Genomic DNA, 17,204 nt, shown 5'->3' with positions numbered 1-17,204 from the left:
AATCCTTCAAATTTATCAGCAATGCAGAAGCCGCAAGCAGATTCTATTGATGTGAAAGTAGATTCCATTTTAAAAATTATGACTCTTGAGGAAAAAGTGGGTCAGATGAATCAATATAACGGTTTCTGGGACGTCACCGGTCCTTCACCCGAAGGAGGAAATGCAGAGAAAAAATACGAAGACCTCAGAAAAGGGCGGGTAGGCTCTATGCTAACCGTACGGGGAACAGAACAAGTAAGAGCAGTACAAAAAATAGTAGTCGAAGAAAGCCGACTGGGTATACCCCTTATTATAGGTTTTGATGTAATTCATGGTTATAAAACGCTAAGCCCTATCCCCTTAGCAGAAGCCGCAAGCTGGGATCTAGAAGCGATACAAAAATCTGCTTCCGTCGCAGCTTCAGAAGCCTCTGCTTCAGGCATCAACTGGACCTTTGCTCCTATGGTAGATATCTCTCGGGACCCCAGATGGGGACGTGTTATGGAAGGTGCAGGAGAAGACCCCTATCTGGGCAGTAAAATTGCTATCGCAAGAGTTCACGGTTTTCAGGGAGAAGATCTTGCTGCTGTAAATACAATCGCTGCAACCGCAAAACATTTTGCCGGTTACGGCTTTGTCGAAGCAGGCAGAGAATATAATAAAGCAGATATAGGGAGCGTCACATTACACAATATAGTATTACCCCCTTTTAAAGCGGCAGAAGAAGCCGGGGTTAAAACCTTTATGAATGGCTTTAATGAGCTTAATGGTATCCCGGTTACTGGTAGCAATTATTTACTTCGGGAACTTTTAAAAAATAAATGGGGTTTTAAAGGTTTTGTGATTTCAGACTGGGCGTCTATTGGAGAAATGACAACACATGGCTATGCTAAAGATCTGGCTCATGCCGCAGAAATGGGTGTAAAAGCCGGTGTTGATATGGATATGGAGTCTTATTCTTATATTGATGAGTTGGTGAATTTGGTAGAAACAGGCAAAGTAGATGTAGCACTCATCGATGATGCCGTTAGAAGAATTTTACGTGTGAAATTTGAATTAGGTTTGTTTGATGATCCTTATAAGTATTGCGATCCGGAAAGGGAAAAAAATGTAATAGGCAGCAAGGAGAATCAGGAAGCTGTCTTAGATATGGCAAAAAAATCTATAGTTCTTTTAAAGAATAATAACAAGTTGTTGCCTTTAAAAAAGAAAGGTCAGAAAATAGCCGTTATAGGCCCTCTGGCAGATGACAATAACAGTGTTTTAGGAAGCTGGCGCATTGCATCTAAAGATAGCAGTGGCATCTCTGTTTTAGACGGTTTAAAACAGTATACCGGCAATGACCTTATGTTTGAAAAAGGAGCAGACCTTCTTACCAATGAGCCTACTTTTATTAATGAACTTGCATTTAATACAACCGACACAAGCGGATTTGAAAAGGCAATTAACGTCGCTAGAAATTCAGATGTGGTTATCCTTGTTTTAGGGGAACACGGCTTTCAGAGTGGAGAAGGTCGCAGTAGAACAAATTTAGATCTTCCTGGAGTACAGCAGGAATTGATGGAGAAAATTTATGCAGCCAATAAAAATGTAGTCTTGGTACTCAATAACGGAAGACCTTTAGTGTTAAACTGGGCTGCAAACCATATACCGGCAATCGTAGAAACTTGGCATCTAGGAACGCAGACAGGGAACGCAGTTGCTCAGGTTTTGTATGGGGATTACAACCCCAGCGGCAAGTTACCTATGACTTTCCCTAGAAATGTTGGGCAAATTCCCATCTACTACAGTCATAAAAATACAGGAAGACCTGTAGATCCGCAGCCGGGTGCAAACATGGTTTTCTGGTCGCATTACAGCGACGTAGAAAGCTCTCCACTCTTCCCTTTTGGTTATGGGTTAAGCTACACTTCTTTTAACTACTCCAATCTCAACGTAGAAAAAGATAGCTATGCTTTAAACGAAGAAGTACAAGTTAGTGTAGAACTTAGCAATACCGGGGATTATGACGGTAAAGAGGTTGTACAATTATACATTCGTGATCTTTTTGCAAAAATAGTAAGGCCGGTAAGGGAACTTAAAGGTTTCCAATTAGTAGAGCTAAAAAAAGGCGAATCTAGAACTATAAAGTTTAGTCTTACCAGCAAAGAGTTGGGTTATTATGATCAAGACGGAAACTTTACAGTAGAGCCGGGAGAATACGAAATCTTTGTAGGTACTGATTCAAACGCTAGTCTTAAAACCCATTTTATCCTAAAGGAATAACTACTCTATTTTTATAGTAAAACTGGAAGTAGGTAAGCCTGCTGTATTAAAGATATTTGGAACACATGAATTTGTCCAAGAATAGCGGACAAAAAGCGGGTGTTCCAGCTTTCCTTTTTTAAGAAAAATCTGGTTGTCTTTTATTTTAAAATCTACAGGTTGAAAGGCTTTATTTGCTCCTGCAATTTCAAACTGACTAGCTTTATTATTCTTGTCAATTTGTAAACGTTCCGCATTACTAAAGTTTAGAATAATTTTATTTTTATCGACTGTAGCTTTTTGAATAAGCGGTGCGTATGCCTTTATTTCTTTTTTGAATTTATCAGCCAGCACGAGGTTTGCAAATCGAATCCCTACTTCTTTCTTATTTTTAGGATGTATGTTGTTTATATTCCCAATGTCACCTGTTACCACCATTGCAGTATGCGGCAGCTTTAAGGTTTTTCGTTGAGCGTCTCGCACCTTTACTCCAGAAAATTCAGTTTCGTAACTAAAGGGAGCTATTTGAGCAAAATAAAACGGTAATTCTTCTTTAAATTCAGCTCTCCAACTTGTGATAAGCGCACTAAAAATAGCTTCATAAGAATCTGCATTCGGCGTATTTGATTCTCCCTGATACCATAAAATTCCAGAAAATTTAAACGGTTTTAAAGGATTAACCATCGCGTTATAGATCAAACCGGGCTTGCTGGGCCCCCACTCGGTTTCTGGTAGAAGATCTGCTGCCTTACTTAAAACACTATCATTTTGAATAATTTGTGCAGGAATCCAAGGTTCTGCAGGCGTTCCGCCCCAAGTGGCATTTACTAGACCTACAGGTACGTCAAGTTCTTTACTGAGTTTTTGTGCGAAAAAAAAAGCCACGGCACTAAAATTCTTCATCGTCTCGGGCGTACTCTCTTCCCAATTACCTCTTAAATCATTTTGAGGGAACTCTGCTGTTCGGTGATTCACTGTAAAAAATCGAATGTTGTTGTTTTTTGAATTTTCAATCGCCTCTTCTCCACCCTCAATACCTGCACCTGCGCTCCATTCCATATTTGATTGTCCTGATATTAACCAGACTTCGCCTAACAAAACATTTTTAAGAACAACTTCATTATAGCCTTTTATGCGTATTGTCTGGCTTCCAGACTTTTCATTAGTAGGAATTACAGATTGCCAGAAACCGTTATTAGTAGGCTTAACCTTAAACTTCTCATCACTCCAACTAACGCTTATTTCAATTTCCTCTCCCGGTTTAGCCCAGCCCCAAAAAATCACATCAGCATTTCTCTGAAGCACCATATTATCGGCAAATAAAGCAGGTAAACTTACATTTGAATAGGTAAAACCCGGGGTTAAAATGATAGCAAAAAGTAAAGCAGCAATTTTGGTGGACATAATATAACGTTAGAATAAAATTAATTCGAGTTTAGAATTTTCTCAAGGAAAGGAATAAGATGCTCAGTCATTTTTTTATGATCTTCAATATCAGGATGACCGCCGCAACCATTTGGTTTCATTATATCAAATTCAAAGATAAAAAGCGGTTTCTCTGAAAAATGATTTTTAACTTTCTGGAGACTTTCTAGTAAGATAACTTGTTCCTTTTCTCCTATCATTGGACTGGTGAGTAACGTTATTTTTGTTTCGGGGAATTTCTGGAATACCTTTTCTACAAAACCTATATAATTAGCTACAAATTTTTCCTGATTGAATTCGCTTCTTTCCTTTTGACCGTCGCCTACAGAAAGGTCATTGGTTCCCAGCGCGATAGAAACCAGATCTGGCATTCGATCTATAGTTACTTTTTTTGAAGAATCTGTATTGAGTCTAAGGTTCTCATAAACGTCTGGCATAACGGCTTGATCTTCGTCATTCCAGTTTCGGTACATTCCCATGCCAGAAACACAACTTAAACGAAAATCTGTATTTAAAGCACGTGCTGCTCTAGGCCCGTAAGCGAGATATGCATTGTGCTGATCGTACCATTCACCTTTATCACAAGGAATTTCCTCTGTATGCGAACCCATTCCACAAGTAATGCTATTCCCTATAAATTCTATTAAGGGCTTTCTTTCCGTTTCGACTTCTAGTAGGTTTTCAGCAATGATTTTATTAAATATAACATCTCCGGTACTAGCCTCTGTAGCTTTATAAATTTTTATGTTTGACGTATCTGATGAAGATAATTTAAGCCCTATTGGATTTTCGTCAACAAGAAATCTACCTTTATATTCCTGATTTACTTCGAGAGTAACATAGGAGTGATCCTGGTTTCCGTTAGAAATAAAAAAGATACAGGTATCTCCCACAACTTTCATCTGTGCAAAGGAACCCGAACTTATAAGAGCTACAGCAGAATCGTTGAGTTGCTCTGTCCTACCCTCAAATTGAAACAAAGGGTTACCTGCATTGTATTCACGACTTTCCTTAGCTTTATCCTTGTGACAGCTAATTATTATAAATATTAAGATTGAAGATGTTAGATATTTTAATTTCATAGTTCGGTGAATTTTCAACAATTTATTAAAGGCCAAATATTTTTTATTGTAGCATTTCTTCAAAAACTTCTCCTATTTTAACTTTTTTCAAAAGTTTAATAACTCTCATCGTATAAAATTACAATCAAAAACTTTTTTTATCCTACAATAATTTAAATCATATTAAATCTATATAACTAATTAGTGACGATATGAATATTTTAAAAGCGACGGTAGATGCTCGTGAAAATAAATAAATGCCAAACTAAAAAAAGTAACCCTAGTCTTAAAGAGGCTCATCATAATTTTTAATTCTATTGCTTTTTACTTTTAAATCTTCTACAAAGCCAGAAAATGGACTGGTATAGTTTTCTCTATTTTTAAAACCATTCTCAACAAAATTTAAAGCTAATTTCTGCCAGTTTTGAATCTTTAATCCTTTGCTAAGTTTCCAATTTTTACTTTGATAATATGCATAAAATTTTTTTCCTTCATCAGCAGGCCATTTTTGTTCTTCAAAATAGTTTAAAACGACAAGTTCATTTTTTGGCCTGCCCTGTTTATTAATGTATTTATAAATTGTTTTTTGTTTATTAAAAGAGGTCAAATTTTGGCGTACTTCTGGTACGGTCAAATCCAATTTTTGAACTTGCACCGGCCAAAAAATAAACATCTCTATTTTAGATCCTCGAGCAGGATTATAGGTTGGATAATAATTTAAATACCTCCAGTCGTTTAAGTCCTTCAGGTAATTATGATAGGTCGTTTTCGATTTAATCTTCGCACAATCCATAATCTGTAACCTACTCACCTCAATATACTTTTTAAAACGACTACGGTTCCACTTTTGAAAAAAGGCTAGATATAAAGTAATGTGACCTTGCTTGATTCTTGAGTCGTTGCTGAAACGATCAAAAACCGTATTTAATTGAGTGATATAATTGACTTCGCTCATAACTGTTCTTTTAAATATTAATGCTCCTATCTCGTAATCTTAACTTCTAAAAATTTAGCGTTCGTTATTCCCTTTTTCCTTTTCAACAAAACGTACCGGCTTCTTTTCCTCGCTGTTTTTCTTTTCTAAAATCAAGGGTTTCTTTTGGGGTTGATCTACTTGAAAAAGCGATTCTAACATGGCTACCGTTGGTTTGGATTGCGTCTTTTCAATATCACGCATTATGGCAATAACGGCATTGATGCGTTTCTTTAAATTCGCCTCGATAGTTCTACCGGTGGGTCCGAGTCGTTCCTTTGGGGAGATCTCATTGTAGCGAAAAAAATCAAGCATCGAATCCATAGCCTGGGTATGGGTTTTGAAATGCGCTTTTGAAAATTCCTGAAACCGTTTGGCTGTGGCTCGTTTAATACGGATGGTGATAAAAGTGTCCATTTGACTTTCCTTTTTTAGTGAGTTTGACGTAAATCCATCCCTATTTACAGGCATTTCAAAGGCATTTGACGTAAATCGCAACCATTCAGTTGATTTACATATTTATAAAACATTGATATACAATGTTTTATAAATAGTATAAGGACCGTAACAGCGCGTAGCGTGTTACCCTCTTGCTAGTCCTTTTCGTTCGCCCCGGGCGAACAAAAATTCCATACATACTGACCTAAAGTCAATTGCCTTTTCCAGGGATTTTTCATCCCTATGCTTAAATAAAATGATGGATACAGCTACCAGCGAAAGTCAAAAATTGGGATAGCTATATGTATTTTAATCGCTGTAGTTCAGCATTCTAAAGATACACTTTTTTGAATAAAATCTAATTTTTAGCCAAAAAAAAGACCTCTGCTTTAGAGGTCCTTTCAATTGTGTATTTTGAGTTTATAAAATGCCTTCATCTGCAAAACTGTAATACTCCCCATCGGGGTTCAGGATTAAATGATCCAAAATTTTAAGGTCAAAAAATTCTGCTGCCGTTTTAATTTTACGTGTAATGTTTATATCTGCCTGACTCGGTTTTAAGGCTCCACTGGGATGGTTGTGTGCTAAAATTAAACCGATGGATAAGGACTTTAAAGCCACTGCAAAAAGCAAGCGCATATCTACCAAAGTACCGGTGATTCCTCCCTGTGAAATTTGATAAATCCCTTTGATTTGATTGCTGTTATTTAGCAGTAGAATTTTAAACGATTCATACACTGTAATGGTGTCGATATCCCAGTTTTTAAAAAGTACTTCTGCAGCGGTACGGGAAGAACTCACCTTGGGCCAATTTAAAGCCTTAACCCGATGTACATAGCTTATTTTTATTTCGTTGATACGTGATTCCATAGTACTGATTTTAGGTTTAATATTCACCGGGAAGCATCAACGTATCCTGTACAAAGAACAGCCGAAGTTCATCCAATGGCAAGTCTGAAAATTTATAATCCTGTTGATACGGTATGGTTCCATTACCATCACCATAGGTGATTTGTGCTTCTGTATTTTGTTTTTGCTGCAGCTCTTCTGATAAGCGATTAAAATAGATTACTAGGAATGCACTTTTTTTACGCAAGGTCTTAGCCATCACCATCACATCAGTTACTAACCAATAGCAGTTGGCAGCTTCGGCTAAATACTTAACGCCTTCGGTATATCGGGTCTTAAACATAGGGATTGTATATATGGTTTCACTTCCACAAAATCTGTGTAGCTGTTCTATTATTTGATTACTTTGTGTGCTCATTTTAGTAACATTTAAAGTGTTTAATAAGAGGGCGCTACTTTGATCGGGAACGCCCTCTTTTTTAATTGGATTTACGCATTGGATTTAGATCCCAGCAACAGAATTTCACTGGCTTCTACTTCGGTTACATAGCGTTTGATGCCGTCTTTATCCTCATAGCTTCGGGATTTAAGTTTACCGATTAAGGCTAACTCTTTACCTTTTGGGGCGTAGCTTTCGATGAGTTCTGCAGTCTTTCCCCAGGCTACAACCGTATGCCATTGGGTGTCCTGCACCTTCTCCCCTTTTTCACTTTTGTAGTATTCATTAGTAGCCAATGAAAAACGAGCTACTTTTTTTCCGCTCTCTAGCGTGGTTAGGGTAGGTTCCTGTCCTACGTTTCCAATTAACTGAACTTGATTTCTGATCGTACTCATAACAGTAGTATTTAAAGATTAATTAAAATGCTGCCTAAACTATTCAGACAGTTGACCTGTATTTTTTAAAAATTGATTTACTTATTTTATCCTGAGCGTTTTCCTTTTTTGTTTTTGATCGTTTTGATCCCGCTTCTTTTTGGATGTTTTGAATTGAGTTCATAGTGCTTTATTTTGATTTACTTCCCTTAGTGCCTATCGCTGTTCTCTTTTTTTGTTGCTGATACATCTTCAAGAGTTTGAATTAGGTAGGACATATAAAAGCGCGTATGCAAGCGGTTATGCTGTCCGTCTAACTTCAAACTATTGGTATTTTGCTTTCAAAAAAGAGAAGGATAGCGATGCTACTTTGAGGGAATTCAAAGGGAAAGATGGGAAGTTTTAAAACTCAAGAAGTGGGATCAAATACTAAATGAAAATCCCCTAAAGCGTATCTCATTTACAATTTAAGCATGCAATGAAGCGGTCTATTCCTTAAGAATAGTTAGCGCAATGAAATGAAGAAATGGAAAATGGTGTCTAAGACAATGGAGTGAACCGCTTTGCCTGCAATACAGCTTTTCGCGAAATATAAGGAAATGGGGGCGGTTAATTAAGGTTGAAAGTCTTAACTATTTAATTTTTCCTTGGGGGTTCTATAAAAATTAAAAGTAAATACTTTTAAAAAGATGCAAATACTATGTAGACTCAAAAAGCACTCAAATGTTGTACCTATGTTGTACCTAATAAAATAAAAAAGGGCCTAAGCTTTCGCTTAAACCCTTCTGGTACCCCGGGCGGGAATCGAACCCGCACTCGTAAGAACTGGGTTTTGAATCCAGCGCGTCTACCAATTCCGCCACCGAGGCATTGTGCGTGCCAAAATTAATAAAAAATAAGGTTCTTTCACTAAAATTTATCATCAAATAAAACTCTACAACCCAATTAAATTTATACTTTTGCAGCCTCTTATAAATTTAGCTAATCTAATCATAAGATACAGATGCCTTTACAAGAACCCGAAGCAAAAATTTTTCCCTGTACTCAAAGCAGGGCCTTAGCTGAAAAAATAGCTGAAGCTTACGGGCAACCGCTAGGTAAGATTATCACATCAACCTACAGTGACGGTGAATTTCAACCTTCTTTTGAAGAATCTGTAAGAGGATCACGAGTATTTATCATAGGCTCAACAATGCCCAGCAGTGAAAACCTGATGGAAATGTTGCTTATGCTCGATGCCGCAAAACGTGCTTCTGCTCGTCATATCACGGCTGTACTCCCCTATTTTGGGTGGGCACGCCAGGATAGAAAAGACAAACCCAGAGTACCTATTGCCGCAAAACTAGTCGCTAATTTATTAGAGACTGCAGGAGCAACACGCATAATAACGATGGATTTACACGCAGATCAAATACAAGGCTTTTTTGAACGCCCGGTTGATCACTTATTTGCATCTACAGTATTCTTGCCGTACTTACGCTCTTTAAATTTACCTAACCTAACGATAGCTTCACCAGATATGGGTGGTTCTAAAAGAGCCTATGCCTATTCTAAAGCTCTTGATTGTGATGTGGTAATTTGCTACAAACAACGTGAGAAAGCTAATGTAATTAGCTATATGGAACTCATAGGTGATGTAAAAGGTCGTAATGTCATTTTAGTTGATGACATGGTAGACACTGCCGGTACACTTACAAAAGCTGCCGATCTAATGATGGAACGTGGCGCATTAAGTGTACGTGCAATATGTACACATGCCCTACTAAGCGGCGATGCTTATGAGCGTTTAGAAAAAAGTAAATTAGAAGAACTTATCGTAACCGATAGTATTCCCCCACGAAGAGAAAGCAATAAAGTACGCATCGTAACATGCGCAGACTTATTTGCAGATGTAATGCACCGTGTGCACAATAACACGTCTATTGCATCAAAATTTATAATGTAATTTATTAATACTTAATATATAATTAAATGAAGTCAATCACGATCACAGGATCTAAAAGAGAAAGCGTGGGCAAGAAAGCTGCAAAAGCCCTACGTAATGCTGGACAGGTTCCTTGCGTATTATACGGAGGGGATGAGCCAGTACACTTTAACGCACCAGAATTAGCGTTTAAAAGCTTGGTTTATACTCCAGATGCGCATACCGCGACTTTGGAGCTTGACGGAACTACCTATATGGCAATTCTTCAGGACATTCAATTTCACCCGGTAACAGATCGCATTCTTCACGTAGATTTTTACCAGATTTTTGAAGGTAAAGAAGTTACAATGACTATCCCTGTACACTACGAAGGTAACTCTAGAGGTGTACGTAATGGTGGTGTTTTACGTAAAACATTCCGTACGTTACGTGTTAAGGCATTGCCTAAAAACCTTCCTGATTTTGTTGTTGCAGATATTACCAAACTTAAAATTGGTGATAAATTGTACATTACTGAAATTGAACAAGGAGACTGGAAATATCTTCACCCAGACAACACTGTTGTTTGTCAGGTTAGAACTTCTCGTAATGTTGTTGCCGACATGGATGACGAGGATGAAGAAGAAACTGAAACTACAGAAGCAACTGAACAAGCTGCTAACCCTGAAGCATAGGTTTAATCAAAAAACCATAACAAAAACACCCGCTATCGTGGGTGTTTTTTTATGCGCTAACTTCAAGAGCAAATTAAAGACAGTAATTTTCTGATAAGCTTAACCAATTATTCAAATTCAATACATTCAAAACCTTAAATTTGCAGAGATAATAAACCCTATACGCCAGAATTACTGTGTAGGTTATATAATTTATTGATTCTGATTTTTCAAAATTGAAATACCAGAAATGTATTCCACAGAAATTTTAGAACATTAAATTTTTGAATACAAACAATGCTCTTCATTAATTGAGCAGTAAAATATGAGTGCATTCTTTAGCAAATTTTTTAGCTCATCAAAAAAGGAAACCATAGACCCTATGAAGAAGTTCTTAATAGTAGGTTTAGGCAACATAGGCCCTAAATATGCAGAAACCCGACACAACATTGGTTTTAAAATTGTTGATGCCTACGCAGAATTAAAAGAAACCACCTGGGAAACAGAAAAACTGGGTGATGTCGCTTATACTAAGGTTAAAGGTAAAACGGTTATTTTATTAAAACCTAATACCTATATGAATCTTAGTGGTAAATCTGTAAACTTCTGGATGCAAAAAGAAAAAATAAGTTTAGAAAATATTCTGGTTATTACAGATGATCTTAATCTTGATTTTGGAACCATTCGCGTAAAAACAAAAGGCAGTGATGGTGGTCATAACGGTCTTAAAGACATTCAAAATCAGCTTTTAACTTCAGCATATAACCGATTTCGTTTTGGCATAGGCGATCGTTTTAGCAAGGGCAGACAAGTAGATTATGTTTTAGGAGAATGGGTAAAAGAAGAACAACTAGATATGCCCGAAAGGCTTGATATGTCGTGCAAAGTTGTTGAAAGTTTTATAGCTTCGGGCATTACAAATACAATGAACGCGTACAACGGCAAATAAATTGGAACAACACATTTCTGCAGAAGGCTTTAACGGTTCAAAACACACCGTAGTTACTATTGGCACTTTTGACGGTGTTCATTTAGGACACCGCAAAATTATAGATCGCCTGCTTACCAGTGCGCAAAACAACGATTTAGAGTCTGTAGTACTCACTTTCTTTCCGCACCCTAGAATGGTGCTTCAAAAAGATACCCAGATAAAACTTATAAATACAATAACCGAGCGAAAAGACCTTCTTGAGGCAACAACACTCGACCATTTAATAATTCATCCCTTTACCAAAGATTTTTCACGTTTAACAGCAGAAGAGTTTGTAAAAACTATTTTAGTAGATCAGCTTAAAGCGCACAAAGTAATTATAGGATACGATCATCATTTTGGCCGTAACCGCAATGCAAATATTGAAGATCTGAAAGAATTTGGTAAACACTATAATTTTGAAGTTGAAGAGATTTCAAAAAAAGATATTGATGACGTCGCTGTAAGCTCTACTAAAATTCGCAAAGCACTTCTTGAAGGTGATATTAGACTTGCTAATGACTATTTAGGATATTCTTTTATGCTCAACGGGATTGTTTCTCGCGGCAGAGGTTTAGGCAGAAAATTTAATTACCCTACAGCAAATCTTAAGGTTGAAGAAAACTATAAGCTCATTCCTGCTAAGGGCGTTTATGTTGTAAAATCTGTTATTGCCGGGCAGACGGTTTACGGGATGATGAATATAGGCACAAACCCCACCGTAGGCGGAAGCGATCTTACCATAGAAACTTTTTTCTTTGACTTTAACGAAGATCTTTACGACCAGCATCTTCAAATAGAATTGCTTACCCGAGTGCGCGATGAGAAAAAATTTAATGATGTAGCCGATTTAATTGAAGCTATGCAGGCAGATGAACGTTTCTCTCGGGAATTTATTAAAAAATTAGATGCTTAATAAGTATCTCTACAAACAGGTAGACAATAGCGCTCTCATCGTTTTTAGAGTATTTTTTGGTCTGCTGATTACGATAGAGGCCTGGGGAGCAATTGCCACCGGGTGGATTCGCACCACCTTAATGGAAGGCGATTTTACATTCAATTTTATAGGCCTAGATTTTTTACAACCTCTTCCCGGCAATGGTATGCTCTACTATTACGGGATAATGGGATTATTTGGCGTATTTATTATGTTAGGCTTTAAATACCGCTTTAGTGTTGTTGTTTATGGTATTATGTGGTCTGCGGTTTATTTGATGCAAAAATCATCGTACAACAATCATTACTACCTCTTAATGCTTCTTTTGGGTATAATGGCTTGCCTGCCTGCAAACCGATACTTTTCAATAGATGTAAAACAAAACCCAGCTTTAAAAAAAATAAGCATGCCGCGCTGGGTTTATATGATTATAATCGCTCAACTCTGGATTGTTTACACCTATGCTTCCGCAGCAAAACTTTACCCAGACTGGCTCGATGCTAGTATGGCAGAGCAACTTATGCGCTCAAAAGCAGACTACCGCATAATAGGAGGACTCCTTCAACTAAAATGGGTGCACTGGTGCATCGCCTATTTTGGAATTCTATTTGACCTTCTTATAATTCCTGCGTTACTGTGGAAACCTACCCGTAAATTTGCTTTTATATTTTCAATCTTTTTTCACTTATTCAATTCAGTAGTGTTTCAAATTGGCATTTTCCCATATATGTCACTAGCATTCACACTGTTCTTCTTTCCTTCGGAAACCATACAGCGTATTTTCTTACCTAAAAAAGAATTCTACGATAAAGCTGAAGTGATACGGCCAGATATCTACAAACCGGCTCTACTCATTTTCGGTTTGTATTTTTTAATTCAACTGGAGCTCCCTTTACGACATTGGATTATTAAAGATGATGTACTGTGGACTGAAGAAGGGCACCGTCTTAGCTGGCGTATGATGCTACGCTCTAAAGGCGGGAGGATAAACTTCAAGGTTATTGACAAAAACACTGGTCTTGAAATACCTTTTGATCACAACAAAATACTCTCCCGCAAGCAGCAACGATCTGTAGGCACAAAACCAGATGTAATCTGGCAGTTTTGCCAGCGTATTAAAAAAGATTTTGCAGCAAAAGGTAAAGACGTTGCAATTTATGTAGATTGTAAGATACGGGTTAACGACAGCGATTATCATACCTTAATTGATCCAGAGGTAGACATGGCTGCTGCTAAATGGGATTATTTCTGGCACAATGAGTGGATTATGCCGTCTCCACTGGGAAAGGAATCTACTAAAGAGGCTTTACATAATTAATTAAGTTCTGCTTTTTTATAGCATAATTCCTAAATTATTAGCTTCCGTTTTTAGCGTGGGTTTACGTACTTTTGCCGTCTAAAATTTAAGATATGCTACACCTTGCAGATATACGTGAAAACAAAGAAGAATACATCAAAGCACTTACTAAACGTAATTTTGATGCCACTTCTGTTTTTGACCAAGTAATTTCTTTAGACGACAAGCGTCGTAGCACCCAGACTTCTTTAGATAATACTCTCGCCGAAAGCAATAAGCTCTCTAAAGAAATAGGGGCTATGTTTAAAAATGGCGAAGCTAAAAAAGCTAACATTTTAAAAGAGCGCACTGTTAAGTTGAAGGAAGATTCTAAAAACTTACAGGAAACACTTACTGCAACTATTGAAGAATTAGATCAATTACTGTATACCATTCCTAACATCCCACAGGAAAGTGTACCCGCAGGGAAAAGTGAAGATGATAATGAAGAGGTTTTCCGCAAGGGAGATATTCCTGTTTTAGAAGATGGCAGCTTGCCGCATTGGGAACTGGCAAAAAAATATGACATCATAGATTTTGAACTGGGTAACAAAATTACAGGTGCCGGTTTTCCGGTGTATAAAGGAAAAGGTGCGCGTTTACAACGTGCTCTAATAAACTACTTTTTAGATAAAAATACAGCAGCCGGTTATACTGAATTTCAAGTACCGCATTTAGTAAATGAAGCTTCAGGTTTTGGTACCGGTCAGTTGCCAGATAAAGAAGGTCAGATGTACCACGCAGGTATAGACGACTTATATTTAATTCCTACTGCAGAAGTACCGGTTACAAATATGTACCGCGACAGCTTGCTTGAAGAAAAAGAACTCCCTATTACTTGTACTGCTTACACACCTTGTTTTAGAAGAGAAGCAGGTTCTTATGGGGCACACGTACGCGGCTTAAATCGACTACATCAGTTTGACAAAGTTGAAATCGTACGCCTAGAAAAAGCCGAAAATAGCGATGCTGCACTTGACGCAATGGTTGACCACGTGAAAACCATATTAGACGAGTTAAAATTACCATACCGCATTTTAAGACTTTGTGGTGGCGATCTTGGCTTTACTTCTACCCTAACCTATGATTTTGAAGTTTTTTCTACAGCTCAGGATCGCTGGTTAGAAATTAGTAGTGTTTCTAATTTTAAAACCTTTCAGGCAAACCGTTTGAAACTGCGTTACCGTGATGCAGATGGCAACAAACAACTTGCACACACGTTAAATGGTAGTGCACTTGCATTACCACGAGTTCTTGCAGGTATTTTAGAAAATTATCAAACAGCAGATGGCATTAAAATTCCAGAGGTTTTGATACCGTACTGCGGCTTTGATAAAATCTAAGATTTAATACGTTTAACACACAGTGCGTTAGTGAAGTGTAGACTCTGCTGCAACTTTAGTATATTTATTAAAAATTGTAATTACGTGCTGCGCCTTTTCTCACTTATCGTATTTGTTTTTTGTATTTCCTTATCTGGAAATGCACAGGACGAACTTGCCCGTAATTATGCAGATCAGGGAGCTTTTGAAAAAGCTGCGCTTAGTTATGAGGAATTACTTAAGGAGTCACCCACAAATTCTAATTACATTCACGCACTCGTTGAAGTTTATCATCAGTTAAAAAAATACGAAGCTGCTGAAAGCCTACTTAATCAAGCAATACAGGTTTCTAAAAACAACAAAACCTTGCTTGTAGATCTGGGTTACACCTATCAACTACAAGGCAAAACCACCGAAGCAAAAACGTATTACGATAAAGCGATAGCAAGTATTACCGAAAATGCTGCTTTTGCATATCAAGTGGGTAATGCGTTTCAAAATTATAGCTTGCTTGATGAGGCTATTCAAGTGTACACTTATGCATCACAACAAAATCCCCGATTCAATTTTGAGTCATCTTTGGCTCGCATTTATGGGGAACAAGGCAAGATTGACAAAATGTTTAATTCCTATCTTGATCTTATTCTTAAAGATGAAAAACAGGAAACCATTTTACAGCGCTATTTCAACGAATTCATAACAGAAGATCCTGAAAATGAAGCCAATCAAATTTTAAAAAAAGTACTGCTTAGCCGCATGCAAGAAGACCCCAACCTGTTTTATAACCGAAAACTAAGTTGGTTGTTTATTCAGCAAAAAGAATATAATAAAGCCTTTTTACAAGAAAAAGCAATTGCCAAGCGCAGTAATAATGAATTAATAGGCGTACTAAGACTTGTTGATGTTGTTTTAGATAATGAGGAAGATGAGCTGGCAACTTCGATACTCAATTACATCATAGAGAATACACTGGTAGACGAACTCAAACTTCAGGCACATCAAAAGATTCTTGAAATTCGAATTAAAACTGCAGAACCCAGCACTTTTAATGACATTAAGGAAGAATATAAAAACCTGCTTTCAGTATATGGCTCTGGTGCTTCAACATTAGATCTTCAGACTGAGTATGCACACTTTCTGGCGTTCAGTAAAAAAGAAGAGGAAGCTGCTTCAGATCTTTTACAAGAGACTTTAAAACTGAAGCTAAATACATTTGAACAAGCCCGCGTAAAAATGGAACTTGCAGACATTCTGCTGCTACAAGAGCGGTTTAATGCAGCTCTTATCTATTACTCCCAAATTCAAAAATTGCTTCCTAACGACCCTATTGCACAAGAAGCCCGCTTTAAAGTGGCAAAAACCAGTTATTTTAAAGGAGATTTTGAGTGGGCAAAAACCCAATTAAAAGTTTTAAAATCTTCAGCAACCCAACTTATTGCAAATGATGCTCAAGACCTGTATTTACTAATAACAGACAACGCTATTGAAGATTCTACTCTGGTAGGTTTAAAAGCGTATGCACGTGCAGAGTTACTACAATATCAAAATAGAGATGAAGAAGCACTAGCCGTTTTTGACAGCTTGCTTATTATTGAAAAAGGCAAATCTATAGAAGATGAAGCGCTTTTAGCTCAGGCTATTTTATTTGAAAAAAAGAAAAATTACGCGAAAGCCGAAGAAAATTATTTAAAAATCATTCAATACCACAACGACGATATCTTAGCTGACGATGCCTATTATAAATTAGGAAACCTATATGCAAACGTGCTTCAGGAACCCGAAAAAGCTAAAGCTCAATACGAGCAAATCATATTTAATTTTGCTGACAGTATTTTTTATGTTGAAGCACAGCAGAAATATCGAAAATTAAGAGGAGACGCGATTAACTAAGGTATCTTTGCCCTCACAAAATAAAATTCCCTATGATAATATATAACGTTACGGTTAACGTAGATGACAGTATTCATGAAGATTGGCTGTACTGGATGCGCAATGAGCATATTCCTGAAATCTTACAAACAGGTAAATTTTTAAAAGCGCTAATGACTAAAGTTTTAGTAGAAGAAGAAATGGGTGGCAAAACCTATTCTGTACAATACACTGCTAAAAGCAAAGACAGTCTTTTGCGTTATTATAAAGAAGATGCACCTCGACTTAGAGAAGCTGCAGCCCGTTTTGGTGATAAAACAGTAGCATTTAGAACAGAACTTGAGATTATTAGCGAGCAATCTGAATTTAAGCCACAATAAGACGGCATAAATAATCAATACTAAATCACAC

Annotated in this window: 16 protein-coding genes and 1 tRNA gene; 9 read left to right on the top strand and 8 right to left on the bottom strand. The window is 37.2% G+C overall.

Going from position 1 to position 17,204, the window contains the following annotated elements; translation table 11 throughout:
* Positions 1-21 precede the first annotated feature (21 nt).
* Positions 22-2,244 carry a beta-glucosidase BglX gene (gene bglX, locus P164_RS15855; protein WP_081817411.1) on the top strand — a complete coding sequence of 741 codons (2,223 nt, stop codon included), beginning with the start codon at positions 22-24 and terminating at the stop codon, positions 2,242-2,244.
* Here bglX and P164_RS15850 read toward each other — a convergent pair whose 3' ends face one another.
* From P164_RS15850 to P164_RS15815, 8 genes are all read right to left on the bottom strand, one after another.
* Positions 2,245-3,627: a sialate O-acetylesterase gene (locus tag P164_RS15850; protein ID WP_028377307.1), complete on the bottom strand. Its 1,383-nt coding sequence runs from the start codon at positions 3,625-3,627 to the stop codon at positions 2,245-2,247. It lies immediately after the preceding gene.
* 20 nt (positions 3,628-3,647) lie between these two features.
* On the bottom strand, positions 3,648-4,730 hold the full coding sequence (locus P164_RS15845; protein WP_028377306.1) for an SGNH/GDSL hydrolase family protein: 1,083 nt from the start codon (positions 4,728-4,730) through the stop codon (positions 3,648-3,650).
* Positions 4,731-4,995: 265 nt separating this feature from the next.
* On the bottom strand, positions 4,996-5,664 hold the full coding sequence (locus tag P164_RS15840) for a hypothetical protein (RefSeq protein ID WP_051621378.1): 669 nt from the start codon (positions 5,662-5,664) through the stop codon (positions 4,996-4,998).
* A 54-nt stretch (positions 5,665-5,718) separates the two neighbouring features.
* On the bottom strand, positions 5,719-6,099 hold the full coding sequence (locus tag P164_RS15835; protein WP_028377305.1) for a BfmA/BtgA family mobilization protein: 381 nt from the start codon (positions 6,097-6,099) through the stop codon (positions 5,719-5,721).
* Between the two features lie 441 nt (positions 6,100-6,540).
* The gene (locus P164_RS15830; RefSeq protein WP_028377304.1) at positions 6,541-6,990 is read right to left on the bottom strand and encodes a JAB domain-containing protein; all 450 of its coding nucleotides are present in this window, start codon (positions 6,988-6,990) and stop codon (positions 6,541-6,543) included.
* Between the two features lie 16 nt (positions 6,991-7,006).
* Positions 7,007-7,387, bottom strand: coding sequence for a DUF6876 family protein (locus P164_RS15825; RefSeq protein ID WP_028377303.1), 381 nt, complete (start codon positions 7,385-7,387; stop codon positions 7,007-7,009).
* Positions 7,388-7,458: 71 nt separating this feature from the next.
* Positions 7,459-7,803 carry a single-stranded DNA-binding protein gene (locus tag P164_RS15820; protein WP_028377302.1) on the bottom strand — a complete coding sequence of 115 codons (345 nt, stop codon included), beginning with the start codon at positions 7,801-7,803 and terminating at the stop codon, positions 7,459-7,461.
* Positions 7,804-8,568: 765 nt separating this feature from the next.
* Positions 8,569-8,651: transfer RNA gene (locus P164_RS15815), tRNA-Leu, on the bottom strand.
* 134 nt (positions 8,652-8,785) lie between these two features.
* Between P164_RS15815 and P164_RS15810 the strand changes: the two genes are divergently transcribed.
* From P164_RS15810 to P164_RS15775, 8 genes are all read left to right on the top strand, one after another.
* Positions 8,786-9,727, top strand: a complete 942-nt coding sequence (locus tag P164_RS15810; protein ID WP_028374449.1) for a ribose-phosphate pyrophosphokinase — start codon at positions 8,786-8,788, stop codon at positions 9,725-9,727.
* Positions 9,728-9,753: 26 nt separating this feature from the next.
* The gene (locus P164_RS15805; protein ID WP_028377301.1) at positions 9,754-10,380 is read left to right on the top strand and encodes a 50S ribosomal protein L25/general stress protein Ctc; all 627 of its coding nucleotides are present in this window, start codon (positions 9,754-9,756) and stop codon (positions 10,378-10,380) included.
* 304 nt (positions 10,381-10,684) lie between these two features.
* The gene (gene pth, locus P164_RS15800) at positions 10,685-11,308 is read left to right on the top strand and encodes an aminoacyl-tRNA hydrolase (RefSeq protein ID WP_028377300.1); all 624 of its coding nucleotides are present in this window, start codon (positions 10,685-10,687) and stop codon (positions 11,306-11,308) included.
* 1 nt (position 11,309) lies between these two features.
* A complete protein-coding gene (locus P164_RS15795) occupies positions 11,310-12,245 on the top strand; it encodes a bifunctional riboflavin kinase/FAD synthetase (RefSeq protein ID WP_028377299.1) in 936 nt (311 codons plus the stop codon).
* The gene (locus P164_RS15790) at positions 12,238-13,584 is read left to right on the top strand and encodes an HTTM domain-containing protein (RefSeq protein ID WP_028377298.1); all 1,347 of its coding nucleotides are present in this window, start codon (positions 12,238-12,240) and stop codon (positions 13,582-13,584) included. The genes P164_RS15795 and P164_RS15790 overlap by 8 nt, the downstream gene beginning before the upstream one ends.
* 92 nt (positions 13,585-13,676) lie before the next feature.
* Positions 13,677-14,945 (top strand): serine--tRNA ligase, encoded by a 1,269-nt coding sequence (gene serS / locus P164_RS15785; protein WP_028377297.1) that lies wholly within the window; start codon positions 13,677-13,679, stop codon positions 14,943-14,945.
* An 84-nt stretch (positions 14,946-15,029) separates the two neighbouring features.
* A complete protein-coding gene (locus P164_RS15780; protein WP_028377296.1) occupies positions 15,030-16,814 on the top strand; it encodes a tetratricopeptide repeat protein in 1,785 nt (594 codons plus the stop codon).
* Positions 16,815-16,846: 32 nt separating this feature from the next.
* The gene (locus tag P164_RS15775; protein WP_028377295.1) at positions 16,847-17,173 is read left to right on the top strand and encodes a DUF4286 family protein; all 327 of its coding nucleotides are present in this window, start codon (positions 16,847-16,849) and stop codon (positions 17,171-17,173) included.
* The last annotated feature ends 31 nt before the right edge of the window (positions 17,174-17,204 follow it).

This window comes from Leeuwenhoekiella sp. MAR_2009_132 (assembly GCF_000687915.1).
In the GTDB taxonomy this organism is placed as follows: domain Bacteria; phylum Bacteroidota; class Bacteroidia; order Flavobacteriales; family Flavobacteriaceae; genus Leeuwenhoekiella.
This window is presented reverse-complemented; position numbering and strand designations above follow the sequence as displayed.